The 23,288-nt window shown below is 71.4% G+C and carries 25 protein-coding genes; 15 read left to right on the top strand and 10 right to left on the bottom strand.

All coding sequences use genetic code 11. From position 1 onward, the window contains the following. Positions 1 to 6: 6 nt before the first annotated feature. A complete protein-coding gene (locus tag ACFUO4_RS05850; protein ID WP_383480270.1) occupies positions 7 to 675 on the top strand; it encodes an NUDIX domain-containing protein in 669 nt (222 codons plus the stop codon). An 84-nt stretch (positions 676 to 759) separates the two neighbouring features. Further along, on the top strand, positions 760 to 1,743 hold the full coding sequence (locus ACFUO4_RS05845; RefSeq protein WP_383480268.1) for an aldo/keto reductase: 984 nt from the start codon (positions 760 to 762) through the stop codon (positions 1,741 to 1,743). 8 nt (positions 1,744 to 1,751) lie between these two features. Here the strand turns inward: ACFUO4_RS05845 and ACFUO4_RS05840 are convergent, their stop codons facing one another. Genes ACFUO4_RS05840 through ACFUO4_RS05830 form a run of 3 tightly spaced genes read right to left on the bottom strand, consistent with a single transcriptional unit; the run spans position 1,752 to position 5,214 of the window. Further along, entirely contained in the window at positions 1,752 to 2,537 is a 786-nt protein-coding gene (locus ACFUO4_RS05840; RefSeq protein WP_079307379.1) for a GntR family transcriptional regulator, read from the bottom strand. A gap of 35 nt (positions 2,538 to 2,572) precedes the next feature. Then, positions 2,573 to 4,450, bottom strand: a complete 1,878-nt coding sequence (iolD, locus tag ACFUO4_RS05835; protein ID WP_383480266.1) for a 3D-(3,5/4)-trihydroxycyclohexane-1,2-dione acylhydrolase (decyclizing) — start codon at positions 4,448 to 4,450, stop codon at positions 2,573 to 2,575. Beyond that, positions 4,450 to 5,214, bottom strand: coding sequence for a PfkB family carbohydrate kinase (locus ACFUO4_RS05830; RefSeq protein WP_383480264.1), 765 nt, complete (start codon positions 5,212 to 5,214; stop codon positions 4,450 to 4,452). The genes iolD and ACFUO4_RS05830 overlap by 1 nt, the downstream gene beginning before the upstream one ends. 289 nt (positions 5,215 to 5,503) lie before the next feature. On the opposite strand from ACFUO4_RS05830, the gene ACFUO4_RS05825 reads away from it, so the two are divergent. From ACFUO4_RS05825 to ACFUO4_RS05805, 5 genes are read left to right on the top strand one after another with little or no spacing between them, the layout of a single operon-like run. After that, positions 5,504 to 6,523 (top strand): sugar ABC transporter substrate-binding protein, encoded by a 1,020-nt coding sequence (locus tag ACFUO4_RS05825; protein WP_079307375.1) that lies wholly within the window; start codon positions 5,504 to 5,506, stop codon positions 6,521 to 6,523. Next, positions 6,523 to 7,599 carry an ABC transporter permease gene (locus ACFUO4_RS05820; protein WP_079307428.1) on the top strand — a complete coding sequence of 359 codons (1,077 nt, stop codon included), beginning with the start codon at positions 6,523 to 6,525 and terminating at the stop codon, positions 7,597 to 7,599. Before ACFUO4_RS05825 ends, ACFUO4_RS05820 begins: the two co-directional genes overlap by 1 nt. A gap of 4 nt (positions 7,600 to 7,603) precedes the next feature. Further along, positions 7,604 to 8,518 carry an ATP-binding cassette domain-containing protein gene (locus tag ACFUO4_RS05815; protein WP_383480261.1) on the top strand — a complete coding sequence of 305 codons (915 nt, stop codon included), beginning with the start codon at positions 7,604 to 7,606 and terminating at the stop codon, positions 8,516 to 8,518. Continuing rightward, positions 8,515 to 9,414 (top strand): sugar phosphate isomerase/epimerase family protein, encoded by a 900-nt coding sequence (locus ACFUO4_RS05810; RefSeq protein ID WP_383480259.1) that lies wholly within the window; start codon positions 8,515 to 8,517, stop codon positions 9,412 to 9,414. Before ACFUO4_RS05815 ends, ACFUO4_RS05810 begins: the two co-directional genes overlap by 4 nt. Positions 9,415 to 9,427: 13 nt before the next feature. After that, the gene (locus ACFUO4_RS05805; protein WP_383480257.1) at positions 9,428 to 10,447 is read left to right on the top strand and encodes a Gfo/Idh/MocA family protein; all 1,020 of its coding nucleotides are present in this window, start codon (positions 9,428 to 9,430) and stop codon (positions 10,445 to 10,447) included. On the opposite strand, the gene ACFUO4_RS05800 is transcribed toward ACFUO4_RS05805, so the two are convergent. The 5 genes from ACFUO4_RS05800 to ACFUO4_RS05780 are packed head-to-tail and all read right to left on the bottom strand — an operon-like array spanning position 10,438 to position 14,958. Then, positions 10,438 to 10,917, bottom strand: a complete 480-nt coding sequence (locus tag ACFUO4_RS05800) for a GNAT family N-acetyltransferase (RefSeq protein WP_383480255.1) — start codon at positions 10,915 to 10,917, stop codon at positions 10,438 to 10,440. The genes ACFUO4_RS05805 and ACFUO4_RS05800 overlap by 10 nt on opposite strands. Before the next feature lie 8 nt (positions 10,918 to 10,925). Beyond that, positions 10,926 to 11,954, bottom strand: coding sequence for a Gfo/Idh/MocA family protein (locus ACFUO4_RS05795; RefSeq protein WP_383480253.1), 1,029 nt, complete (start codon positions 11,952 to 11,954; stop codon positions 10,926 to 10,928). Then, the gene (locus ACFUO4_RS05790) at positions 11,951 to 12,955 is read right to left on the bottom strand and encodes a Gfo/Idh/MocA family oxidoreductase (RefSeq protein ID WP_383480252.1); all 1,005 of its coding nucleotides are present in this window, start codon (positions 12,953 to 12,955) and stop codon (positions 11,951 to 11,953) included. Before ACFUO4_RS05790 ends, ACFUO4_RS05795 begins: the two co-directional genes overlap by 4 nt. Positions 12,956 to 12,999: 44 nt before the next feature. Next, positions 13,000 to 13,776: an SDR family oxidoreductase gene (locus ACFUO4_RS05785; RefSeq protein ID WP_079307364.1), complete on the bottom strand. Its 777-nt coding sequence runs from the start codon at positions 13,774 to 13,776 to the stop codon at positions 13,000 to 13,002. Positions 13,777 to 13,791: 15 nt separating this feature from the next. Continuing rightward, positions 13,792 to 14,958: a phytanoyl-CoA dioxygenase family protein gene (locus tag ACFUO4_RS05780; protein ID WP_383480251.1), complete on the bottom strand. Its 1,167-nt coding sequence runs from the start codon at positions 14,956 to 14,958 to the stop codon at positions 13,792 to 13,794. Between the two features lie 131 nt (positions 14,959 to 15,089). On the opposite strand from ACFUO4_RS05780, the gene ACFUO4_RS05775 reads away from it, so the two are divergent. Further along, positions 15,090 to 16,115 (top strand): LacI family DNA-binding transcriptional regulator, encoded by a 1,026-nt coding sequence (locus ACFUO4_RS05775; protein WP_383480249.1) that lies wholly within the window; start codon positions 15,090 to 15,092, stop codon positions 16,113 to 16,115. A gap of 23 nt (positions 16,116 to 16,138) precedes the next feature. Here ACFUO4_RS05775 and ACFUO4_RS05770 read toward each other — a convergent pair whose 3' ends face one another. Beyond that, a complete protein-coding gene (locus ACFUO4_RS05770) occupies positions 16,139 to 16,486 on the bottom strand; it encodes a cupin domain-containing protein (RefSeq protein ID WP_383480247.1) in 348 nt (115 codons plus the stop codon). A 123-nt stretch (positions 16,487 to 16,609) separates the two neighbouring features. Here ACFUO4_RS05770 and ACFUO4_RS05765 point away from each other — a divergent pair, with 123 nt between their 5' ends. Then, positions 16,610 to 17,119 (top strand): hypothetical protein, encoded by a 510-nt coding sequence (locus tag ACFUO4_RS05765; protein ID WP_383480245.1) that lies wholly within the window; start codon positions 16,610 to 16,612, stop codon positions 17,117 to 17,119. A 49-nt stretch (positions 17,120 to 17,168) separates the two neighbouring features. Here ACFUO4_RS05765 and ACFUO4_RS05760 read toward each other — a convergent pair whose 3' ends face one another. Continuing rightward, positions 17,169 to 18,077, bottom strand: a complete 909-nt coding sequence (locus ACFUO4_RS05760) for a DMT family transporter (protein ID WP_383480243.1) — start codon at positions 18,075 to 18,077, stop codon at positions 17,169 to 17,171. 68 nt (positions 18,078 to 18,145) lie between these two features. Here ACFUO4_RS05760 and ACFUO4_RS05755 point away from each other — a divergent pair, with 68 nt between their 5' ends. The 6 genes from ACFUO4_RS05755 to ACFUO4_RS05730 all read left to right on the top strand — a co-directional run bounded on the left by ACFUO4_RS05755 (position 18,146) and on the right by ACFUO4_RS05730 (position 23,282). Beyond that, positions 18,146 to 19,000 carry a LysR family transcriptional regulator gene (locus ACFUO4_RS05755; protein ID WP_383480241.1) on the top strand — a complete coding sequence of 285 codons (855 nt, stop codon included), beginning with the start codon at positions 18,146 to 18,148 and terminating at the stop codon, positions 18,998 to 19,000. Positions 19,001 to 19,091: 91 nt separating this feature from the next. Beyond that, a complete protein-coding gene (locus ACFUO4_RS05750; RefSeq protein ID WP_079307360.1) occupies positions 19,092 to 19,742 on the top strand; it encodes a GntR family transcriptional regulator in 651 nt (216 codons plus the stop codon). Between the two features lie 51 nt (positions 19,743 to 19,793). Beyond that, on the top strand, positions 19,794 to 20,543 hold the full coding sequence (locus tag ACFUO4_RS05745; protein ID WP_383480238.1) for a PIG-L deacetylase family protein: 750 nt from the start codon (positions 19,794 to 19,796) through the stop codon (positions 20,541 to 20,543). Then, entirely contained in the window at positions 20,540 to 21,244 is a 705-nt protein-coding gene (locus ACFUO4_RS05740; protein WP_383480236.1) for a 4-carboxy-4-hydroxy-2-oxoadipate aldolase/oxaloacetate decarboxylase, read from the top strand. The genes ACFUO4_RS05745 and ACFUO4_RS05740 overlap by 4 nt, the downstream gene beginning before the upstream one ends. Beyond that, entirely contained in the window at positions 21,241 to 22,335 is a 1,095-nt protein-coding gene (locus ACFUO4_RS05735; protein ID WP_383480234.1) for a 4-oxalomesaconate tautomerase, read from the top strand. The genes ACFUO4_RS05740 and ACFUO4_RS05735 overlap by 4 nt, the downstream gene beginning before the upstream one ends. Beyond that, positions 22,332 to 23,282: a VOC family protein gene (locus ACFUO4_RS05730; protein ID WP_383480232.1), complete on the top strand. Its 951-nt coding sequence runs from the start codon at positions 22,332 to 22,334 to the stop codon at positions 23,280 to 23,282. The genes ACFUO4_RS05735 and ACFUO4_RS05730 overlap by 4 nt, the downstream gene beginning before the upstream one ends. The last annotated feature ends 6 nt before the right edge of the window (positions 23,283 to 23,288 follow it).

The following is a 23,288-nucleotide window of genomic DNA, read 5'->3' as shown; positions in this document are numbered from 1 at the left end:
TGTCCGATGACCGCCGGCATCGACACCCCGGACGGCCGCGGCCGCACCGGGCTCGACCGCACCGGCCTGGATCTGACCGGCAACCCCCGGGTCAAGGTCCGCGACGTGAAACTGCTCTCCAGCCACTGGTACGTCGAGCGGGCCACCACCTTCGACTTCCAGCACGCGGACGGCACTTGGCGCACCCAGCAGCGCGAGACGCACGACCGCGGCAACGGCGCCACCATGCTCCTGTACGACGCCGACCGCGAAACCGTCCTGCTCACCCGGCAGTTCCGCTTCCCCGTGTACGTCAACGGCCACCCCGACGGCATGCTCGTCGAGACCCCGGGCGGGCTGCTCGACGACGAGGACGAGCACCCGGAGATCGCCGTGCGCCGCGAGGTGGTCGAGGAGACCGGGCACACCATCGGCGAGGTCCGGCACGTCTTCGACGTCTACATGAGCCCCGGTTCCGTCACCGAGCGCGTCAGCTTCTACGCCGCCGAGTACGGCCCGTCGACCCGCACCCATGAGGGCGGTGGCCTCGACGAGGAGGGCGAGGACATCGAGATCCTCGAACTGCCCTTCCGCAGGGCCCTGGAGATGATCCGCACCGGCGAGATCGCCGACGCCAAGACGATCATGCTGCTCCAATGGGCCGCACTGGAGGGGCCGTTCGCACCGAGGGCGTGAAACCCCTTGCGCTGGAGCGCACTTCAAGTTGAAGACTCCCGTTCGCGCACCCCGACCGAGGGTGCGCGACGGGAGGGGAACCCCATGAAGTACCGCACCATCGGCACCGATCCGAAGCACCGCCGCGAGGTCAGCGTCCTCGCCCTCGGTGCGATGCTGTTCGGCTCGCGCACGGACGAGGAGACGTCCTTCGCCCTCCTCGACCGCTATGTCGAGGCCGGCGGCAACTTCATCGACACGTCCGACAACTACGCCTACTGGGAGGACGGCGGCCAGGGCGGCCAGAGCGAGGGACTCCTCGGCCGCTGGCGGCGCAGCCGCGGCATCGGCGCGGAGGTCTTCATCGCCACCAAGCTCGGCGCCCGCCCCCTCGCACCGGGCACCGGCTACGCCGACAACGCCGAGGGCCTGTCGGCGAAGGTCATCCGCGAGTCCGCCGAGCGCAGCCGGGAGCGGCTGGGCGTGGACAAGCTGGACCTGCTCTACGCGCACATCGAGGACCGCGACGTCCCGCTGCGGGAGACGGTCGAGGGGTTCGCCGGACTCGTCGCGGAAGGCACGGTCGGACTGCTCGGCGTCAGCAACCACGCCGTGTGGCGGGTGGAGCGGGCGCGTGCGACCGCCGCCGCGGCGGGACTGCCGGGCTACGAGGTGCTCCAGTACGCCCACAGCCATCTGCGGCCCCGTCTCGACGTGCCGGACGACTTCTGGCCGGACGGCAGCCTCGGCCACGCGGGCGCGGAACTCCTCTCCTATCTGCGTGAGGAGCCCGCGCTCACTCTGGTCGCCTACTCACCCCTGCTCAAGGGCGCCTACACCCATCCGGACCGTCTCCCCGCCGACTTCGACCACCCGGGCACCCCGGCCCGGCTGAAGGTCCTGCGGGAGGTGGCCCAGGAGACCGGCGCGACCGTCAACCAGGTCGTCCTGGCCTGGCAGATCGGCGGTGCCCTGCCGATCGTCCCGCTGGCCGGGGTGTCGAGCCTGGCCCAGCTGGAGGAGAACCTGGCCGCCGTCGACCTGGAACTGACCGAGGAGCAGCGGGCCCGTCTGGACGGGGCCCACTAGACGACAGCTCATGGTCTGACGAGCAGTTGGAAGTCGAAGGCGTACCGGGACGCGCGGTAGATGTGCGTTCCGTACTCCACCGGCCGCCCGGTGTCGTCGTACGCCGTGCGCTGCATCGTCAGCAGCGCGGCACCCTCCCGCTCGTCGAGGCGGGCCGCCTCCTCGGCCGTGGCGCAGCGGGCGCCGATGGTCTGGTGGGCGCTGTGCAGGGTGACGCCGGCCGAGCGCATCAGCCGGTACAGGCCCGTCGACTCCAGCCGGGCGGTGTCGAGTGCGAGGAGGGTCGCGGGCAGGTAGTTGCAGAGGATCGCGACCGGCTGTCCGTGCGTGGCACGCAGCCGTTCCAGTACGACGACGTCGGCGCCCTCCGCGATGCCGAGCGCGGCGGCCACGTCGGCGGCGGCCGGGACGTGCTCGTTGCGCACCACCTGCGTGGTCGGCCCCTGCCCGGCCGCCTCCAGGTCGTCGTAGAGACTGCTCAGTTCCAGCCCGCGTTTGACCTGGCTGTGCACCACCTGCGTGCCCACTCCGCGGCGCCGGACCAGCAGCCCCTTGTCGACCAGGGTCTGGATGGCCTGGCGGACCGTCGGGCGGGACAGGCCGAGGCGTACGGAGAGGTCGATCTCGTTGCCCAGGAGGTTCCCCGGGGCGAGGGCCCCGTGCTCGATCGCCGCCTCCAGCTGCTGGGCGAGCTGGTAGTAGAGCGGCACCGGACTGCCCCGGTCCAGGGCGAAGTCCAGGGAGTCGAGCGCGGGGGCGGTAGCGGTGCGCGAGTGACCGCCGGTCTTCGCCATGGGGGTACCTCTCTGGGGGGAGCGGGCGCGGGGCGTCACAGGTGCGGGCGGCGGGCGGCAACCTCGCGGTCGTACGTCTCCCGCGCCCGTACGGCGGCCTCGCGGGACGCGGTCTCGGCCACCGGCACGTCCCACCAGGCCTCGGCCGGGGGAGCGGTCGGAGTGGCGGTGTCCGTCTCGACGTAGACGCAGGTCGGGTGGTCGGAGGCGCGGGCCGCGGCGAGCGCCTCGCGCAGTTCGCGGACCGTCTTGGCGCGCAGCACGTCCATGCCGAGGCTGCCCGCGTTGGCGGCCAGGTCGACGGGGAGCGGGGCGCCGGAGAAGGTGCCGTCGGCGGCGCGGTAGCGGTAGGCGGTGCCGAAGCGCTCGCCGCCGACCGACTCGGACAGGCCGCCGATGGACGCGTAACCGTGGTTCTGGATGAGGAGGAGGTTGATCGGCAGGCCCTCCTGGACGGCCGTGACGATCTCGGTCGGCATCATCAGATACGTGCCGTCGCCGACCAGTGCCCAGACGGGGGTGTCGGGGGTGGCGTGCTGGACGCCGATCGCGGCCGGGATCTCGTAGCCCATGCAGGAGTAGCCGTACTCCAGGTGGTACTGGCGGGGGCTGCGGGCCCGCCACAGCTTGTGCAGGTCGCCGGGGAGCGAGCCGGCCGCGTTGATGACGACGTCCTCGTCCCCCACCACCGCGTCCAGCGCGCCGAGCACCTGCGTCTGGGTCGGGACGGCGTTCTCGTCGACGGCGGTGAAAGCGGCGTCGACGACGGCGTCCCAGCGTTCCTTGCCGGCGCGGTACTCGGCCTCGTGAACCGAGTTCACGCGGTGATCCGCCAACGCCTGCGTCAACGCAGTCAGCCCTGCCCGCGCGTCGCACACCAGCGTCCGCGCGGCCAGCTTGTGGCCGTCGAACGCGGTGATGTTGAGGTTGACGAACCGGACGTCCGGGTTCTGGAAGAGGGTGCCGGAGGCGGTGGTGAAGTCCGTGTACCGGGTGCCGACGCCGATCACCAGGTCGGCGGTGCGCGCGAGGTCGTCGCTGACGGCCGTGCCGGTGTGGCCGATGCCGCCGAGGTCGGCGGGGTGGTCGTGCCGCAGCGAGCCCTTGCCTGCCTGCGTCGAGGCGACCGGGATGCCGGTGGCGTCCACGAATGCTGTGAGCGCCTCCTCGGCCCTGCTGTGGTGCACCCCGCCGCCGGCGACGATCAGCGGACGCTCGGCGGCCCGGATCGCCGCCACGGCCTCCGCCAGTTCGTAGGGGTCGGGCGCGGGACGTCGTACGTGCCACACGCGCTCGGCGAAGAACTCCTCCGGCCAGTCGTACGCCTCGGCCTGCACGTCCTGGGGGAGGGCGAGCGTGACCGCGCCCGTCTCGGCGGGGTCGGCGAGGACCCGCATGGCGTTCAGGGCGGACGGGATCAGGGCCTCGGGGCGGGTGACACGGTCGAAGTAGCGGGAGACCGGGCGCAGGGTGTCGTTGACCGACACGTCCGCCTCGGTGGGGTGCTCCAGTTGCTGGAGCAGCGGGTCGGGGGCGTGCGAGGCGAAGTAGTCGCCGGGGAGGAGCAGGACGGGGAGGCGGTTGATGGTGGCGAGGGCGGCGCCGGTGACGAGGTTGGTGGCGCCGGGGCCGATGGACGTCGTCACCGCCTGCGCGGAGAGCCGGTCGAGCTGGCGGGCGTAGCCGACGGCCGCGTGCACCATGGCCTGTTCGTTGCGGCCCTGGTGGAACGGCATCGCCTCCTCGCCCGCTTCCAGGAGGGCCTGGCCGACGCCTGCCACGTTGCCGTGGCCGAAGATGCCCCAGGTACCGGCGATCAGCCGCTGGCGTACGCCGTCGCGCTCGGTGTACTGCACGGACAGGAAACGCACCAGGGCCTGGGCGACGGTCAGGCGGCGGGTGGGGGTGCTCATCAGGAGGTCTCCGGGGCTGTTTGGAGGGGGAGGCAGGGGGCGGGGTGTTCCGGGTGGTCGTGGTGGGCGCCGGCCGCGGTGGCGTAGTGCATGACGCGGTCCAGGTCCCAGCCGGACAGCAGACCGTGGCAGAGGGAGCCGCCGAAGGCGTCGCCCGCGCCGACGCCGTTGACGGCCTCGACGGTCACCGCCGGCACCTCGGCGCTGCGGCCGTCGCGGTGCACCGCCAGCACACCCTTGGGGCCCTGCCTGACCACGGCCAGTTCCACCCCGGCCGCCAGCAACGCCTCGGCGCACGCCCGGGGTTCACGGACCCCGGTGGCGATCTCGCACGCGTCGAGGTCGCCGATCGCGACCGTCGCGTGGCGCAGGGCTTCCGCGTAATAGGGGCGCGCTTCCTCGGGATCGCCCCAAGACAGGGGATGCCAGTCGAGGTCGAACACGGTCGTGGCCGCCTTTGCACGGGACTTGAGGGCGGCGAGGGTCGCGGAGCGGCTCGGCTCCTCGCTCAGACCGGTGCCGGTGATCCAGAAGATGCGGGCCGAGCGGATGGCGAAGTAGTCCAGCTCTTCGCCGGTACCGGTGAGGACGGCGGCGGAGCGTCCCAGCCGGGCGGCGGCGACGGCGACGTTCGCCGCGGAACCGCCAAGGAACTTCCCGAAGGTCTGCACATCGCTCACCGGCACGCCCGACCGCTGTGGGTGAAGATCGACTCCTGTGCGACCGATCGTGATCAAGTCGAAGGGCTGGGCGGATCCGGCCATGCGCGATGCTCCTCGGACTCGGCTGGACGTGCGCCCCTCGCGGGGGCCTGCGAGTCTCAGGTGTAGGACGCGGGAGGTGACTGTGTCAATACTTTGTACTTACATTCGGACCTGTTCGTGAAATGATGTCTTAACAAAGTATTGACAGCGGGCACGCCCAGGGATTTGATTCCGTCCCAGTACAACCGCCGTATTTGCGGCACGCGACCCGGACATGCCAAGATCCCGGGCCTCGGATCACCGAGATCTCTCTTCCTTTCCCCCGTAAGCACAGTGAGGTGCAGGAAAGATGGACCGCTCTTCTCGCTCTCAGTCCCGCAGATTCGCCCCGGTGGTGGCGTTGGCGGCGGCCGCTGCCCTGACCCTCGCCGGCTGCTCCAGCAGTTCCGGGGGCAAGAAGTCGGAGGAGAGCGCGGACGGCGCCTCCGCCGGCAAGGCCAGCACCCCCCGCATGACGGTCGCCCTGGTCACCCACCAGTCGCCCGGCGACACCTTCTGGGACATCGTGCGCAAGGGCGCCGAGGCCGCCGCCGCCAAGGACAACGTCAAGCTGATCTACACCAACGACCCGAGCGCCGGTGGCCAGGCCACCCTGGTGCAGAACGCCATCGACCAGAAGGTCGACGGCATCGCGGTCACACTGGCCAAGCCGGACGCCCTGAAGGACGTCATCGCCAAGGCGAAGGGCCAGAAGATACCCGTCGTCGGTCTCAACTCCGGTGTCAGCGAATGGCAGAAGCTCGGTCTGCTGGAGTTCTTCGGCCAGGACGAGACTGTCGCCGGTGAGGCGCTCGGCAAGCGGCTGAACGACGAGGGCGCCAAGAGCGCCGTCTGTGTCATCCAGGAGCAGGGCAACATCGGTCTCACCCAGCGCTGCGACGGCGTGAAGAAGACGTTCTCGGGCAAGTTCCAGACGGTCAACGTCAACGGCGCCGACATGCCGTCCGTGAAGTCGACCATCACCGCCAAGCTCAGCCAGGACAAGTCCATCGACTACGTCGTCGCCCTGGGCGCGCCCATCGCGCTGACCGCCTCGCAGTCCGTGTCCGACGCCGGCAGCAAGGCCAAGGTCGCCACCTTCGACCTCAACAAGGACCTGACCGGCGCCATCAGCAAGGGCACCATCGCCTTCGCCGTCGACCAGCAGCCGTACCTCCAGGGCTACCTGGCGGTCGACTCGCTGTGGCTCTACAAGAACAACGGCAACTACATGGGCGGCGGCGAGCAGCCGGTGCTGACCGGTCCCGCGTTCGTGGACAAGTCCAACGTCGACGCGGTCGCGCAGTACGCCGCGAAGGGCACCCGGTGATCCGTATGACCCAGCACGCCGAGCCGGCGGTGACCACACCGCCGGCCCCCGGCCCGAAGGAGACCGACGGCCGGACCGCCCAACGTCCCCTGGCGCTGCGGCTGTTGGCTCGCCCCGAGGTGGGCGTCTTCCTCGGCGCCGTCGCCGTCTACGTGTTCTTCCTGATCGCCGCGCCGCCGGTGCGCGACGGCAGCTCGATGGCCAACATCCTCTACCAGTCGTCGACCATCGGGATCATGGCCCTGCCGGTCGCGCTGCTGATGATCGGCGGCGAGTTCGACCTCTCGTCCGGCGTCGCCGTCATCACCTCCGCGCTGACCGCGAGCATGCTCGCCTACGAGCTCACGCTGAACGTGTGGATGGGCGTCGTCGCCGCGCTGGTCGTGTCGCTCGCGATCGGGTTCCTCAACGGCTGGCTGGTCGTCAAGACCGGCCTGCCGAGCTTCCTGATCACGCTGGGCACCTTCCTGATCCTCCAGGGCGTGAACCTGGCCGTCACCAAGCTCGTCACCGGCAACGTCGCCACCGACGACATCAGCGACATGGACGGCTTCTCCGGAGCCAAGAAGATCTTCGCCTCGTCCTTCGAGGTCGGCGGCGTACAGATCAAGATCACGATCGTGTACTGGCTGGTCTTCGCGGCGCTGGCGACCTGGGTGCTGCTGCGCACCAAGTACGGCAACTGGATCTTCGCGGTCGGCGGCAACAAGGAGTCGGCGCGGGCCGTCGGTGTCCCGGTGACCTTCACGAAGATCTCGCTGTTCATGCTGGTCGGGTTCGGCGCCTGGTTCGTGGGCATGCACAACCTGTTCTCCTTCAACACCGTGCAGTCCGGCGAGGGCGTGGGCCAGGAGCTGATCTACATCTCCGCGGCCGTCATCGGCGGCTGTCTGCTGACCGGTGGTGCCGGCTCCGCGATCGGCCCGGTGTTCGGGGCGTTCATGTTCGGCATGGTGCAGCAGGGCATCGTGTACGCCGGGTGGAACCCGGACTGGTTCAAGGCCTTCCTGGGCGTGATGCTGCTCGGCGCCGTCCTGATCAATCTGTGGGTCAGCCGTACGGCGACCCGGAGGTGACGTGATGACATCCAACGAAACCCAGGGAACCCATGGGGCCATCCTCGCCGACACCGTCCCCCAGGGGAGCGACGGCGCGATCGTCGAACTCCGCAACGCGGGCAAGTCGTACGGCAACATCCGCGCCCTGCACGGCGTCGACCTCAAAGTCCACCGCAAACAGGTCACTTGTGTGCTCGGCGACAACGGCGCGGGCAAGTCGACGCTGATCAAAATCATCTCGGGCCTGCACCAGCACACCGAGGGCGAATTCCTCGTCGACGGTGCCCCGGTGCGCTTCTCCACCCCGCGCGAGGCCCTCGACAAGGGCATCGCCACCGTCTACCAGGACCTCGCCGTGGTCCCGCTGATGCCGGTCTGGCGGAACTTCTTCCTCGGCTCCGAGATGACCAAGGGCCCCTGGCCGCTGCGGCGCCTCGACATCGAGCGGATGAAGAAGACCGCCGACGAGGAGCTGCGCAACATGGGCATCGTCCTCGACGACCTGGAGCAGCCGATCGGCACGCTCTCCGGTGGTCAGCGCCAGTCCGTGGCGATCGCCCGCGCCGTCTACTTCGGCGCCCGGGTGCTGATCCTGGACGAGCCGACCGCCGCGCTGGGTGTGAAGCAGTCCGGTGTGGTGCTGAAGTACATCGCCGCCGCCCGCGACCGCGGCCTCGGCGTCATCTTCATCACCCACAACCCGCACCACGCCTACATGGTCGGCGACCACTTCAGCGTGCTGCGGCTGGGCACCATGGAGCTCAACGCCTCCCGCGACGAGGTCAGCCTGGAAGAACTCACCAACCACATGGCGGGCGGCTCCGAACTCGCCGCCCTCAAGCACGAGTTGGCGCAGGTGCGGGGAGTGGACGTCGAGGAGCTTCCCGAGGCCGGTGACCTCAAGGCCCCGGTGGTGGCGAAGGACGACGCGCCGTGACCGCCCTGGACCGCATCCGGGTCGGCTCCGCCCCCGACTCCTGGGGCGTCTGGTTCCCCGACGACCCCCGGCAGGTGCCCTGGGAAAGGTTCCTGGACGAGGTCGCCGAGGCCGGCTACTCGTGGATCGAGCTGGGCCCGTACGGCTATCTGCCCACCGACCCGGCCCGGCTCACCGACGAGGTCGCCCGGCGCGACCTCAAGGTCTCGGCCGGCACGGTCTTCACCGGGCTGCATCGCGGCCCCTCGGTGTGGGAGTCGACCTGGCGGCACGTCAGCCAGGTCGCCGCGCTCACCCAGGCGATGGGCGCGCGGCACCTCGTAGTCATCCCGTCGTTCTGGCGGGACGACAAGACCGCCGAGCTCCTCGAACCCCCGGAGCTGACTCACGAACAGTGGGCCCACCTCACCAAGGGCATGGAACGGCTCGGACACGAGGTGAAGGAGGTGTACGGCCTGGACCTCGTCGTCCATCCACACGCCGACACCCACCTCGACACCGAGGACCATGTCGAGCACTTCCTCGACTCGACCGACTCCGAACTCGTCAACCTCTGCCTGGACACCGGGCATTACGCCTACTGCGGCGGCGACAGCGTCAAGCTGATCGAGACGTACGGCGAACGCATCGGCTATCTGCACCTCAAGCAGGTCGACCCCGCGATCCTGGCCGACGTGGTGGCGAACGAGGTGCCGTTCGGCCCCGCCGTGCAGCGCGGGGTGATGTGCGAACCGCCCTCCGGCGTGCCGGAGTTGGAGCCGGTGCTGGTGGCGGCGCAGAAGCTGGGCGTGGAGCTGTTCGCGATCGTCGAGCAGGACATGTACCCGTGCGCGCCGGACAAGCCACTGCCGATCGCGGTGCGCACCCGCAAGTTCCTGAGGTCCTGCGGCGCCTGAAGGGGGCGACGACATGGCGCGGAGCGACACTCTCCGAGTCGCCGTCATCGGAACGGGAAAGATGGGCGCCGACCATGTGCGGCGCATCCAGGGGGTCGTCAGCGGGGCTCGGGTGAGCGCCGTCGTCGACATCGACGCGGAGCGCGCCAAGGCCGTGGCGGCCCGCGTCGACGGCTGCACCGCCTACACCGACCCGCTGTCGGCGATGACGGCGGACGACGTCGACGCCGTCCTGATCGCCTCCTCGGGCCCCGCGCACGAGGCCGCGCTGCTGGCCGCCCTCGAACGCGACCTCCCGGTGCTGTGCGAGAAGCCGCTCACCCCGGACGCGGCCTCGGCCCTGCGCGTCCTGGAGGCCGAACGGCGACTGGGCCGCCGCCGTGTCCAGGTCGGCTTCATGCGGCGCTACGACCCCGAGTACGTACGTCTCAAGGCCCTTCTGAACACCGGCCAGTTGGGCCGTCCGCTGCTGCTGCACAACCGGCATCGCAACGCGGCCAGCCCGCCCTTCTTCACCAGCGAGATGCTCATCAGCGACTCGGTGGCGCACGAGACGGACGTGACCCGCTGGCTGCTCGGCCAGGAGATCACCGCGGTCACCGTGCTGCGGCCGCGACCCTCGGTGAACGCTCCGGACGGTCTGCAGGACCCGCAGTTCGTGGTGTTCGAGACGGACGGCGGCGCGATCTCCGACGTGGAGATCTTCGTCAACTGCGGCTACGGCTACCAGGTGCAGGCCGAGGTGGTCTGCGAACGCGGCACCGCCCGCATCGGCGACGGCCACGCCATGGTCACCAACATGGCCGGCCGCTGGGGCGGCACCATCGCCCAGGACTTCACCGACCGCTTCGCCGACGCCTACGACCGCGAGCTCCAGGCCTGGGCCGACGCCACCCGCCGGGGCGAGGTCACCGGGCCGAGCGTGTGGGACGGCTACGCGGCCGCCGCCGTCTGCGAGGCGGGGGTGCGGGCGCTGACGGACGGCGGGCGGGTGGAGGTCGAGCTGGTGGAGCGACCGGAGCTCTACGCCTGACCCGGTTCCCGCAGCGCCTGACCCGGTTCCGGGAGCGGGCGGTCGAAGACCACCATCGGCTGCCCGGGACCGTTGTAGTCCTCCTGGACCCGGGCGTCGAAGCCCAGACCGCGGTGGAAGGCCACCGATCCCGTGTTGGTCACGGAGGTGATGGCCTTCAGCCGGACCGCGCCCTGCTGCCGCGCGGCCTCGGTGAAGGCGTCGTAGAGCCGGCGGCCGAGCCCGGTGCCGCGCGCGTCGTCGCGGGTCGCGATCAGATGGACGTACCCGGTGGCGTCGGGCGTGACGAACCCGACGAGATAGCCGCGGATGCCGTCCTCGGCCCGGGCCAGCAGACACGTCGACCCGAACTCCTGGACCAGGGCCAGGAGATGGAGGGACCGAAGGTCCCGGTCGCCCCAGTAGCGGGAGTGATCCGCGAGGACCTGCTGGATGTCGGTGACCCGGGCGGGGACGATGTGCACGGCCATGCCGTCGATCATGACAGGTGCGGGGCCGCCGACCGGGGCCGCGGCGCGAAGCCCGCCGCGCGGTAGCTCGCGTCGATCAGCTCCATCGCCGCCACCGCGTCGTCCGCGTCCAGCGGTACCGGCGTCCCCTCGCGCACCCGCGCCGCGAACGCGTCGAGTTGGTAGGTGTACGACGACCTGGTGCCGAGCCGCTCCGTGCGCTCGCCCGCGTCGGTGCGCACCACGACCCGGTCGTCGAGGTGCGGCAGCACGAAGTTCGTCGCGGTCGCCTCACCCCGGCTGCCGATGATCCGGCAGCTCATGTCGAGACCGTCGTACGCCATGTGACAGCGCGCGGACGCCGTGGCCCCGCCCGGGAACTCCAGCTCCACGTCCAGCCATTCGTCCACGCCCGGGGCCCCCGCCCGCTCGCCGCCGCGCGCGGACACGATCCGCGGCGCGCCGCCGCCGAACGGGGCGAGCATGCGCACGGCGTGCAGGCTGTAGCAGCCCAGGTCCATCATCGCGCCGCCGGCCAGCGGCAGCGACCAGCGCGGGTCGGTGTCCGGGGGCGCGGCGATGGCGACCATCGTCTCCACCCGCTGGAGGTCGCCGAGTTCACCGCTTTCCAGAAGCTCGTGCAGGCGTCGGGTGACCGGGTGGAAGAGGTAGTGGAAGGCCTCCATGAAGACGGTCCCGGACTTCGCCGCCGCCTCCCGCACCTCGGCGGCCTCCCCGGCGTTGCTCGCCGACGGCTTCTCGGACAGCACGTGCTTGCCCGCCGCCAGGGCGGCGAGGTTCCACGGCCCGTGCAGACCGTTGGCGAGGGGGTTGTAGACGACCTCGACCTCGGGGTCCGCGATCAGTTCGGCGTAGGAGTCGACGACCCGCCCTACGCCGTGCTCGCGCGCGAACTCCTCGGCGCGGGACCGGTCGCGGGCGGCCACCGCGACGACGCGGTGGCCGGTCGTCCGGGCCGGGGCGATGAGGGAGCTCGCGGTGATCCGCGCGGCTCCCAGGACTCCGATGCGCAGTGGTTCCCGGCCCGGCTCGGTCATGTCTGCCGTACCTCCTCGATGGTGACGGGGCGGTGCTCGTGCAGGGACAGTGTGCACGCCTCGGCGATCCAGCCGGCCTCCAGGGCGTCCTCCACCGTGCACGGGGAGGGCCGGGTGCCGGCCACGACCTCGGTGAACGCGGTGAGTTCGGCGCGGTAGGCGGCGGTGAAGCGGTCCATGAAGAAGTCGTGCGGCGTCCCCGCCGGGAACGTCACCCCGGGTTCGACCGAGCGCAGCGGCAGCTTGTCCTCCAGGCCGACCGCGATGGAGTCCTCGAAGCCGTGCAGCTCCATGCGGACGTCGTAACCCCGCTTGTTGTGACGGGAGTTGGAGATCACCGCGATCGTGCCGTCGTCCAGGGTGAGGATCGCGCCGGTGGTGTCGGCGTCGCCGGCCGCCTTGATGTAGTCGGCGCCGCGGTTGCCGCCGACGGCGTACACCTCGGTGACCTCCCGGCCGGTCACCCAGCGGATGATGTCGAAGTCGTGCACCGAGCAGTCCCGGAAGATGCCTCCCGAGGCGGCGACGTACGCGGCGGGCGGCGGCGCCGGGTCCAGGGTCGTCGAGCGCACGGTGTGCAGCTTGCCGAGCTCGCCGCTCTGCACGGCGGCCCGTGCGGCCACGAACCCGGCGTCGAAGCGCCGGTTGTAGCCGATCTGGATCGGCACGTCCGTGCCCTGGATCGCCTTGAGGACCGCGACGCCCTCGCTCATGTGCTTGGCGACCGGCTTCTCGCAGAAGACCGGGATGCCGGCCTCGACACCGGCCAGGATCAGCGCCGGGTGGGCGTCCGTCGCCGCCGCGACGACGATGCCGTCCACGCCGGCCGCCAGCAGGGCCTCGGGCGAGTCCACGACCTCGCCGCCGAACTTCTCCGCGGCGGCCTTGGCGGCATCCGCGAACGGGTCGGTCAGCACGAGGGACTCGACCGCGTCGAGTCCGGACAGGGTCTCGGCGTGGAAGGCGCCGATACGGCCGAGGCCGAGGATTCCGATGCGCATGAGGGTTGCAGCTCCTTGAGGGTTCTTACGTCAGAACGGTGGTGCTAGTCGAGTCCGCCGAGGACGTTCTGGTCCCAGTCGATCACCGATCCGGTGACCACGCCGGACCGGTCGGACAGCAGCAGGACGACGAAGTCGGCGATCTCGTCCGGCTGGCCCAGCTTGCCCATCGGCAGCCTCGCCGCGGCCTCCTCGCGCCAGTCGTCCCCGGCGCCATGGAAGGCCCTCTGCGTGGCGTCCTCGCCCTCGGTCGCCGTCCAGCCGATGTTCAGGCCGTTGATCCGCACCCGGTCCCAGCGGTGCGCGTGCGCGGCGTTGCGGGTCAGGCCGATCAGCCCGGCCTTCGCGGCGACGTACGGGGCGAGGAACGGCTGCCCGCCGTGCGCCGAGGACGTGATGATGTTGACGACCGTGCCGGGCGCACCCCGCCCGACCATGTCGGCGACCGCGGCCTGCATCGCGAAGAACGGCGCCTTCAGGTTGATCGCGATGTGCTGGTCGAACAGCTCGGGCGTGGTGTCGAGCAGCGTGCCCCGGGAGGTGAGCCCCGCCGAGTTCACCAGGCAGTCGATCCGGCCGTACGCCGCCACCACGGACGCCACCGACGCCTTCGCCTGCTCGGCGTCCGCGAGGTCGGCCCGTACGAACATCGCCTTGCCGCCCGCCGCCGTCAGCTCGGCCACCAGCGCCTCGCCCGGCTCCGGGCGCCGTCCGGACACGGCCACGACCGCGCCCTCGCGCACCGCGGCCCGCGCGATCGCGGCGCCCACGCCCTGGCTGCCGCCGTTGACGAGGACGATCCTGTCGTCGAGAAGTCCCATGAGACCTGTGCCCCTTCAGCTCTCGCGCCGCTCGGCGGCCGCCCGCAGCCCGTCCCGCAGCGTCCGCGGCGTCCACCGCTCGCGCAGCGCCCGCCGGACGAGATCCGCCTGGGAGGGCGGGGCGAGACCGTCGACCGGCGGATCGCTGTCGAGGTTGGTGGGGAAGGGGTAGCCCTCGGCGCTGGCGGCGATGACGTTGGCGAGCCATTCCTCGCTCGCGCCCTCCGTGGCGCGGCGCAGCAGCACGGGGTAGACCGCGTTCGCCATCGTCTCCCGGTCGACCGTCTCCATGGCCCGCCCGAAGGCCGAGGACACCTGGAGCAGATTGGCGACCCGCCGGACATCGGTGGTGCGGTTGGTGCCGGCCGCGTGGAACAGCGCCGGGTTGAAGAAGACGGCGTCCCCCTTGGCCAGCGGCAGCTGGACGTGGTGCTCCTTGAAGTACGCCTGGAACTCCGGCCGCCGCCAGGCGAGGTAACCCGGCTCGAAGGTCTGCGAGTACGGCAGGTAGAGCGTCGGCCCCGAGTCCACCGGCATGTCGCAGTGCGCGACCGCGCCCTGGAGGGTGAGCACGGGGGAGAGGCGGTGCACATGGGCGGGATAGGCGGCGGCGACCTCGTCGGAGAGGAAACCGAGGTGGTAGTCGCGGTGCGCGGTCTGGGCGAGGCCGCCCGGGTTGACGACGTTGACCTGGGAGGTGACCTGGTAGCCGGGGCCCAGCCAGGCCTCGGAGACCAGGGCGAGGACGGGGTTGGCGTAGTAGTCGGCGAACGCGGCCGGGTCGTACAGGGCGGCCTTCTCCAGCGCGTTCCACACCCGTTCGTTGGCGCCGGGCTTCGCGAAGTGGTCCCCGGCGGTGGCGCCCGCCGCGTCCTGCTCGCGGATCAGCGCCTCGAACACCGCGGTGGCCCGGTCCACGACCGCGGCATCGGGGAACGCGCCCCGGAACACCACGACTCCGGGCCCGTCGGTGAGGGCCCGCACCAGCTCCTCCTGGACCTCACGGCGGTCCTCGGCGGCCCCGACGCGCTCACTGTCGTAGAGCAGGACGTTGCGCTCCACGGCCTCGGCGTACGGGTAGTCGGCCGGGTCGGTGGTCCGCTCGACGAGCGGACGCAGGGCGGCGAGGTCGCAGTCCTGCTGGGACAGCCAGGCCCGGCGGTGTACGGCGGTGAAGGACATCGGCGTCCTCTCGGTGACGGGGCGACGCAGCGCTCGGGTGACAGGGACGACGCAGCGCTGTCATTCTTGTCAGTACAAACCCGTCGAACAACCGGCACGGAGCCATCAAAAACCCCTCAAGGAGCCTGTCCATGGGCCACCCCTTCCCGATCCGGGAAATCGCACGTCAGGCGGGCTTGAGCGAGGCCACCGTGGACCGGGTCCTGAACGGCAGGGGCGGCGTCCGGGAGAGCACCGCCCGCGAGGTCCAGCAGGCCATCGCCGACCTCGACCGGCAGCGCACCCAGGTCCGGCTCGTGGGCCGCACGTTCATGATCGACATCGTGATGCAGACGCCCGAGCGGTTCAGCACCGCCGTCCGGGCCGCCCTGGAGGCGGAACTGCCCGCCCTGCACCCGGCGGTCGTGCGCTCCCGCTTCCACTTCCGGGAGACCGGCCCGGTCGAGGAGCAGGTGCGCACCCTGGACCGGATAGCCCGGCGCGGGTCCCAGGGCGTGATCCTCAAGGCCCCGGACGTCCCCGAGGTCAGCGCCGCCGTCGGCCGCCTGGTCGCCGCCGGCATCCCCGTGGTCACCCTGGTCACCGACCTGCCCGCCAGCGCCCGCCTCGGCTACGTCGGCATAGACAACCGGGCGGCCGGGGCGACGGCCGCGTACCTCATGGGCCAGTGGCTCGGCGACCGGCCCGGCAACGTCCTCACCAGCCTCAGCAGCGGCTTCTTCCGCAACGAGGAGGAGCGTGAGATGGGCTTCCGCAGCGCCATGCGGGCCCACCACCCGGGCCGGGCCCTGGTCGAGATCGCCGAGGGCCAGGGCCTGGACGCCACGCAGTACGACCTCGTCCGCGCCGCCCTCGCCCGCGACCCGGACATCCGTGCCGTCTACTCCATCGGCGGCGGCAACATCGCGACCCTGCGCGCCTTCGAGGACCTGGGCCGGGAGTGCGCGGTGTTCATCGCGCACGACCTCGACCACGACAACACCCGCCTGCTCAGCGAGCACCGCCTCTCCGCGGTCCTCCATCACGACCTGCGCCAGGACCTGCGCGAGGCCTGCCACCTCGTCATGCGGGCCCACGGCGCACTGCCCCCGGCGGGACCGACACTGCCGTCCGCGATCCAGGTCGTGACCCCGTACAACATGCCCAGCCGGGACTGACGGCGTGACCGCCCAGTCGCCGGCTAGCCGAGATTGACGGCGTACGCCTTGCGGAGCGTCTCGTGCACGGTCCAGGTCGTGCGGTCACCCGCGCGCAGTACGGCCATGTCACCCGGCCCGACCCGAAGCGTCGGCCCGTCCTCCACCTCGACCGTGGCCGAGCCGCTGATCACCACGAACAGCTCGTCCGCCTCGGTGTCCGTGACGACGCCCGGCGTGATCTGCCAGACACCGCGGATCTGCCTGCCGTCCGCCGACTCCCAGACCACCTTCCCGGTCACCTCGGGCGTCCCGGAGACGATCTGCTCCGGGGCGAGGGGCTCGGGTTCGAGCTCGGCGTCGGCGACGTGGACTACGAAACTGTGGCTCATGGGGACGACCCTAGCCAGCGCGCGCACTCCTCGGCCGTGGACAGGGTGTGGGGTATCGGCCCAGGTGGGAGGACACTTCGTCGCGACTGGCGGGCCAGGCCGAGGGACGTGATGGTGGAGGGCATGGCACAGGCCGCCGACGTACCGCACCCGCATCCGCACGACACCCGCGAGGCCGTCCTCTTCGGTGGCGTCTACGGCGCCGTCCTCGCCTGTTCGATGGTCGCCGCGCTCACCCAGTACGGCCACACCTCCCAGGACAGCCGCCGCTACGACGCCCTGTGGCTCCTGGTCACGGCCTTCGCCTCCGCCCTGGCCCACGGCTACGCCCACTACATCGCCGAACGCACCCCGCACCGCCGCGGGGACGCCCTGCGCACGCTGGTCAACGAGTGGCCCCTGATCGCGGCCGTCCTGCCCACCGTCGCGGTCCTGGCCGGGGCGGGCTGGGGCTGGTGGCCCGCGAAGGGCGTGGAGTACCCGGCGTTCGCCCTGAACATCTCCCTGCTGTTCGGGCTGGGCCTGGTGACGGCCCGCTGGGCCCACCGTCCGTGGGCCGCCGCCCTGCTGATCGGCGCGGTGGACGCGCTGCTGGGGGTGGGGGTGGTGGTGGCCAACGCCGTCATCAAGTGACGGAGCGGTCGAGGCATGAAGGAGGCGGGAGCGCGCCTCCGCCGAGGCGTCAAACGGACCGCCGGGGCCGCGCCGTGAGGATGCCGAGCGCGTTCGCCCCGACCACGGCCGCGATCCCCGCCCACTCCGGCCCGCCCAGCCCCTGCCCGAGGACCACCCACCCGACCACGGCCGCCAGGACCGGGTTGACGCTCATGAACAGGCCGAACACCGGGGCCGGCACCCGCCGCAGCGTGAACAGGTCGGCGAGGTAGGGCACCGCCGAGGACAGCACCCCGGCCGCCACCGCACAGCCGGCCGCCGCGAGGGTCGGCGGATGGCGTACGGCGACCACGATCCCGACCGGCAGGAACATCAGCGCCGAGACCGCCGCCGCGGCCGCCGAGCCCTGCGCTCCGGGCAACCGGCTGCCGACGGTGCGGTTGAGGAGGATGTACGACGCCCAGCACGCGGCCGCCAGCAGCCCGAGCCCCATGCCCAGGTAGTCGGCGGAGGGCTGCGGCCGCATCAGCGTCACGACCCCCGCGGTCGCCAGCAGCGCACAGCACACGTCCACCCGACGCCGGGTGGCGGCCAGGGCGATGGCGAGCGGGCCGAGGAACTCCAGGGTCACGGCCAGCCCCAGCCCGACGCGGTCGACGGCCGTGTAGAGGGACAGGTTCATCGTCCCGAACACCACGGCCAGCAGCAGCACCGGCCACCACTGACGCCAGGTGAACGACCTCGGCTTCGGCCTGCCGACCGTCAACAGCACCACAGCGGCCACGTACTGACGTACCGCCACGACTCCCACCGGGCCGATGACGGGAAAGGCGAGCGAACCGATCGCGGCGCCGACCTGATTGGACAGTCCGCTGCCGGCCATGGCCGCCACCCCGGCGACCGGGACGCCGGAGCGCTCCGGGGCGCCGGTGGCGGGCAGGGGCGGGGCGGTGGGGCGTGCGGGGGCTCCTTGCATACGCCGATCGTCGGCGCGGTCACCGCTTGCGCAAAATGCATCCGCGTCCTGATCTATACGCTTGGGTCATGGATGTGGAGCTCCGGCAGCTGCGCTGTCTCGTCGCCATCGTCGACGAAGGCACCTTCACCGACGCCGCCCTCGCCCTCGGGGTGTCCCAGGCGGCCGTCTCCCGCACCCTGGCCTCGCTCGAACGCTCCCTGGGCGTACGGCTGTTGCGGCGCACCTCGCGCGCGGTGACCCCGACCGGTACCGGGGTGCGGGTCGTCGCGCACGCCCGCCGGGTGCTCGCCGAGGTCGACGACCTGGTCCGGGACGCCACCTCGGGCCACGCCCATCTGCGGATCGGCTACGCCTGGGCGGCGCTCGGCCGGCACACACTGCCCTTCCAGCGCCGCTGGGGCCGGGAGCGCCCGGAGACCGACCTGCACCTGGTGCGCGTCAACTCGACGACCGCCGGGCTCGCGGAGGGCGCGTGCGATCTGGCCGTCGTACGCCGGGAGCTGGACGACCGGCGGTTCGAGTCGGCCATCGTCGGCCTGGAGCGGCGGCTGTGCGCGATGGCCGCCGACGATCCGCTGGCCCGGCGCCGGTCGGTGCGGATGGCCGACCTCGCGGGGCGGACGCTGCTGGTCGACCGCCGTACCGGCACCACCACCCCCGACCTGTGGCCGCCGGAGGCCCGCCCGGCCACCGAGGAGACGCACGACGTCGACGACTGGCTGACCGTGATCGCCACCGGCCGGTGCGTCGGGATGACGGCCGAGTCGACCGCCAACCAGTACCCGCGGCCCGGGGTCGTCTACCGGCCGGTGCGCGACGGGGAGCCGATCGCCGTGCGGCTCGCCTGGTGGCGGGACGATCCGCATCCGGCGACACAGACCGTGATGGAGCTGCTCACGGCGCTGTACCGGGAGGCGTGAAGGTGCTGCGGGCAATACGGCAGACAAAATTGTTGACAATCTTGTTTGGCTAGATTTACGTTCGACAGGCACTCACTCAGGGAGGGCAACGATGCCGAAAGAAGCCCGTCCGAGCACCGGGGAGCAGGCCAAACAGCATGCGCTCGCGCAGCTGCGGCAGGCGATCCTGCACGGCGAGATGGCACCGGCGCAGCGGCTGGTGGAGAACGAACTCGCCGAGCAGTTCGGTGTGACACGGGCCAGCATCCGGGCCGCGCTCATCGATCTGGAGGCACAGGGCCTCGTCGAGCGGATCCGCAACCGGGGTTCCCGGGTGCGGGTGGTGACCGTGGAGGAAGCGGTCGCCATCACCGAGTGCCGGATGGTCCTCGAAGGGCTCTGCGCGGCGAAGGCCGCCGTCGCCGCCAGTGACGAGCAGCTCGCCGAGCTGACCGGGCTGGGCACGGCGATGACCAAGGCCGTCGCCGACGGCGAGCCGGTGACGTACTCCGAGCTCAACCAGGAGCTCCACGCCAAGGTCCGGGAGTTCTCCGGCCAGCGGACCGCCGTGGACCTGCTGGAGCGGCTCAACGCCCAACTGGTGCGCCACCGCTTCCAGTTGGCGCTGCGCCCGGGACGTCCGCAGCACTCCCTGAACGAGCACCTGGCGATGATCGAGGCGATCAGGGCCAGGGACCCGCAGGCGGCCGAAGCGGCCGTCCGCGCCCACCTCACCAGCGTGATCGAGGCGCTGCGCGACTGATCACGACGGACTGGGGCGGGCGCTCACCTGTGAACAAGGGAGATTGCAGCAATGACCCAGGCCAACGCGCCCGCCACCCCACGCTCCACACTCGTCGTCACGGCACACGCCGGCGACTTCGTGTGGCGGGCCGGCGGGGCCATCGCCCTCGCGGCCTCACGCGGCGAGAAGGTCACCATCGCCTGTCTGACCTTCGGCGAGCGCGGCGAGTCCGCCAAGGCATGGCGCGAGGGGAAGAAGCTGGAGGAGATCAAGGCGATACGCCGGGACGAGGCCGAACGCGCCGCCGCCACCCTCGGCGCCGGGATCCGCTTCTTCGACGCCGGCGACTACCCGCTGCTGGTCACCCCCGAACTGACCGACCGGCTCGTGGAGGTGTACCGCGACACCCAGCCCGACGTCGTGCTCACCCACCCCACCGAGGACCCGTACAACGGCGACCACCCGGCCGCGAACCGCATGGCCCTGGAGGCCCGGGTGCTCGCCCAGGCCATCGGCTACCCCGGCCCCGGCGGGATCATCGGCGCGCCGCCGGTCTTCTTCTTCGAGCCGCACCAGCCCGAGATGAGCGGCTTCAGGCCCGAGGTCCTCCTCGACATCACCGAGGTGTGGGACACCAAGCGCAAGGCCATGGAGTGCCTCGGCGCCCAGCAGCACCTGTGGGACTACTACACCGACCTCGCCGTCCGCCGCGGTGTCCAGCTCAAGCGCAACGCGGGGCCGAACCTGGGCCTGGCCCACAGGACCATGGCCGAGGCGTACATGCGCCCCTACCCGCAGATCGCGAAGGAGCTGGCATGAGCGGCGTGATCGTCACCGACCCGCCGAAGGCGGAGCTGAAGGACGTCGACGCGCTGGCCGGCTACGGCGTGGCGACGGTGAGCGAGGCGATGGGCCGAACGGGCTTGCTGGGCCCGGGGATTCGCCCCGTGCAGCAGGGCGTACGGGTCGCCGGCACCGCCGTCACCGTGCTCAGCTGGCCCGGCGACAACCTCATGATCCATGCCGCTGTCGAGCAGTGCGGCGAGGGCGACCTCCTGGTCGTCACCACCACCTCCCCCTGCACGGACGGCCTGTTCGGCGAGCTCTTCGCAACCGCCCTGCAACGGCGTGGCGTTCGTGGCGTCGTGCTGAACACCGGCATCCGTGACACCCAGGAGCTGCGCGACATGGGCTTCGCCGCCTGGTCCCGCGCCGTCTCCTCGCAGGGCACTGTCAAGGCCACCGGCGGCTCGGTCAACGTACCGATCGCCATCGACGGCCAGGTCGTCCGTCCCGGCGACGCGATCCTCGCCGACGACGACGGTGTGGCGGTCGTCCCGCGTGAGCGCGTCCGCGAGACGGTCGAGAGGTCCGAGGCCCGCGAGGCCAAGGAGGCCGCCACCCGCGCCGCCTTCCTCGACGGCCAACTCGGCCTGGACCGCTACGGATTGCGGGAGACCCTCCAGCGGCTCGGCGTCGAGTACCGGACGTACGAGGAGTACGCGGGAGAACGGCCGTGACCTTCGGGCCCGAGGAGGTGCGCTGCCTGCTGATGCGGGGCGGCACCTCCAAGGGTGCCTACTTCCTGGCCGGCGACCTGCCCGCCGACCCCGCCGCACGGGACGAGCTGCTCCTGCGCATCATGGGCAGCCCCGACGACCGGCAGATCGACGGCCTCGGCGGGGCGCACCCGCTCACCAGCAAGGTGGCCGTGGTCTCGCCGTCGTCCGACCCGGACGCCGACGTCGACTACCTCTTCCTCCAAGTCGCCGTCGACCGACCGGAAGTGAGCGACCGTCAGAACTGCGGCAACATCCTCGCCGGGGTCGGCCCGTTCGCCGTCGAGCGCGGCCTGGTCCCGGCGGGGGAGGACTCCACCTCCGTCCGCATCCGGATGGTCAACAGCGGCGACCTCGCCACGGCGACCTTCCCCACTCCGGGCGGCCGGGTCGACTGCACGGGCGAGGCCCGGATCTCCGGAGTGCCGGGTACCGCCGCCGCGGTCGTCATCGAATTCCCCGCCGGAGCAGGGCAGTTGCTGCCCACCGGTCACGCCCGCGACCTCATCGGCGGGGTCCCGGTCACCTGCGTGGACAACGGCATGCCGACCGTGCTGATCGCCGCGGCCGATCTCAAGGTCACCGGGTACGAGACGCCCCAGGGGCTGGAGGCGGACCTGGCGCTCGCCAACCAGCTGCGCGAGATCCGGCTGACGGCCGGCCGGCTGATGGGACTCGGGGACGTGTCGGACACGACCGTCCCGAAGCTCACCCTGCTCGCCCCGCCCCGCGAGGGCGGCGCGATCTGCACCCGCACCTTCATACCCGTGCGCTGCCACACCTCGATCGGTGTGCTCGGCGCGGCCAGTGTCGCCGCCGGGCTGCGGATCGACGGCGGCGTGGGCGCGAAGCTCGCGGTGCTTTCGCCCGGCAGCGACCGCATGCGCATAGAACATCCCACCGGCTTCCTGGACATCGAAAGCAGCCTCGGCACCGGCCCCGACGGCCTGCCCTCCGCCCGCCGCACCGCCGTGGTGCGCACGGCCCGAAAGATCTTCGACGGCACCGTCTTCCCCCGGGCCGCCGCACGACCCCAAGGAGGTCACCGATGACTCCGCCCCTCGGCGACATCGCGCACATCGGCCACGCCCAGCTGTTCACCCCCGACCTGGACGCCAGCGTCGCCTTCTTCACCGACTACCTGGGCCTCACGGTCAACGGCGAGGACGGTGACACCGTCTACCTGCGGACCTTCGACGACTACGAGCACCACAGCCTGGTCCTGACCGCCCGCGAGCGGCCCGGCCTCGGCCGGCTCGCCCTGCGCACCTCCGGCGAGGAGGCCCTCCACCGCCGTATCAAGGCCGACGAGGAGGCGGGCGGCACCGGAAAGTGGGTCGAGGACGAACCCGGCCTCGGGAAGCTCTACGTCACCACCGACCCGGACGGCCACGAGCACGCCCTCTACTGGGAGAGCGAGCACTACCGGGCTCCCGAGGAGCTCAGGCCCGCGCTGAAGAACCAGCCGCAGGCCAAACCCAACCGGGGCGTGGGCGTTCGGCGGCTCGACCACATCAACTTCCTCGCCGCCGACGTGCTCGCCAACGCCGAGTTCCAGCAGAACGTCCTCGGCGCCCGGCCGACGGAGCAGATCCGGCTCGACAGCGGGAAGATCGCGGCGCGCTGGCTGACGTACACGAACAAGTCGTACGACGTCGTCTACACCTCGGACCGGACCGGAAGCGCCGGGCGGCTGCACCACATCGCCTTCGCGACCGACACCCGCGAGGACATCCTGCGGGCGGCCGATCTCGCCATCGACAGCGGGGTGTTCATCGAGACCGGGCCGCACAAGCACGCCATCCAGCAGACGTTCTTCCTCTACGTCTACGAGCCGGGCGGCAACCGGATCGAGCTGTGCAACCCGCTCACCCGGCTGGTGCTCGCGCCCGACTGGCCGCTGATCACCTGGACCGAGGAGGAGCGGAAGAAGGGCCAGGCCTGGGGCCTGAAGACCATCGAGTCGTTCCACACGCACGGGACCCCGCCGGTCGCCTGACCAGGG

This window comes from Streptomyces sp. NPDC057280 (assembly GCF_042668605.1).
GTDB lineage: Bacteria > Actinomycetota > Actinomycetes > Streptomycetales > Streptomycetaceae > Streptomyces.
Note: the sequence above shows the minus strand (reverse complement) of the source record. Positions and strands in the feature narration are given on the sequence as shown.

Bases quoted from the DNA above. Each gene is read 5' to 3' on its own strand.
- ACFUO4_RS05850 (WP_383480270.1), top strand. From the start codon at position 7: ATGACCGCCGGCATCGACACCCCGGACGGCCGCGGCCGCACCGGGCTC.
- ACFUO4_RS05845 (WP_383480268.1), top strand. From the start codon at position 760: ATGAAGTACCGCACCATCGGCACCGATCCGAAGCACCGCCGCGAGGTC.
- ACFUO4_RS05840 (WP_079307379.1), bottom strand. From the start codon at position 2,537: ATGGCGAAGACCGGCGGTCACTCGCGCACCGCTACCGCCCCCGCGCTC.
- iolD (WP_383480266.1), bottom strand. From the start codon at position 4,450: ATGAGCACCCCCACCCGCCGCCTGACCGTCGCCCAGGCCCTGGTGCGT.
- ACFUO4_RS05830 (WP_383480264.1), bottom strand. From the start codon at position 5,214: ATGGCCGGATCCGCCCAGCCCTTCGACTTGATCACGATCGGTCGCACA.
- ACFUO4_RS05825 (WP_079307375.1), top strand. From the start codon at position 5,504: ATGGACCGCTCTTCTCGCTCTCAGTCCCGCAGATTCGCCCCGGTGGTG.
- ACFUO4_RS05815 (WP_383480261.1), top strand. From the start codon at position 7,604: ATGACATCCAACGAAACCCAGGGAACCCATGGGGCCATCCTCGCCGAC.
- ACFUO4_RS05805 (WP_383480257.1), top strand. From the start codon at position 9,428: ATGGCGCGGAGCGACACTCTCCGAGTCGCCGTCATCGGAACGGGAAAG.
- ACFUO4_RS05800 (WP_383480255.1), bottom strand. From the start codon at position 10,917: ATGGCCGTGCACATCGTCCCCGCCCGGGTCACCGACATCCAGCAGGTC.
- ACFUO4_RS05795 (WP_383480253.1), bottom strand. From the start codon at position 11,954: ATGACCGAGCCGGGCCGGGAACCACTGCGCATCGGAGTCCTGGGAGCC.
- ACFUO4_RS05790 (WP_383480252.1), bottom strand. From the start codon at position 12,955: ATGCGCATCGGAATCCTCGGCCTCGGCCGTATCGGCGCCTTCCACGCC.
- ACFUO4_RS05785 (WP_079307364.1), bottom strand. From the start codon at position 13,776: ATGGGACTTCTCGACGACAGGATCGTCCTCGTCAACGGCGGCAGCCAG.
- ACFUO4_RS05780 (WP_383480251.1), bottom strand. From the start codon at position 14,958: ATGTCCTTCACCGCCGTACACCGCCGGGCCTGGCTGTCCCAGCAGGAC.
- ACFUO4_RS05775 (WP_383480249.1), top strand. From the start codon at position 15,090: ATGGGCCACCCCTTCCCGATCCGGGAAATCGCACGTCAGGCGGGCTTG.
- ACFUO4_RS05770 (WP_383480247.1), bottom strand. From the start codon at position 16,486: ATGAGCCACAGTTTCGTAGTCCACGTCGCCGACGCCGAGCTCGAACCC.
- ACFUO4_RS05765 (WP_383480245.1), top strand. From the start codon at position 16,610: ATGGCACAGGCCGCCGACGTACCGCACCCGCATCCGCACGACACCCGC.
- ACFUO4_RS05760 (WP_383480243.1), bottom strand. From the start codon at position 18,077: ATGCAAGGAGCCCCCGCACGCCCCACCGCCCCGCCCCTGCCCGCCACC.
- ACFUO4_RS05755 (WP_383480241.1), top strand. From the start codon at position 18,146: ATGGATGTGGAGCTCCGGCAGCTGCGCTGTCTCGTCGCCATCGTCGAC.
- ACFUO4_RS05750 (WP_079307360.1), top strand. From the start codon at position 19,092: ATGCCGAAAGAAGCCCGTCCGAGCACCGGGGAGCAGGCCAAACAGCAT.
- ACFUO4_RS05745 (WP_383480238.1), top strand. From the start codon at position 19,794: ATGACCCAGGCCAACGCGCCCGCCACCCCACGCTCCACACTCGTCGTC.
- ACFUO4_RS05740 (WP_383480236.1), top strand. From the start codon at position 20,540: ATGAGCGGCGTGATCGTCACCGACCCGCCGAAGGCGGAGCTGAAGGAC.
- ACFUO4_RS05730 (WP_383480232.1), top strand. From the start codon at position 22,332: ATGACTCCGCCCCTCGGCGACATCGCGCACATCGGCCACGCCCAGCTG.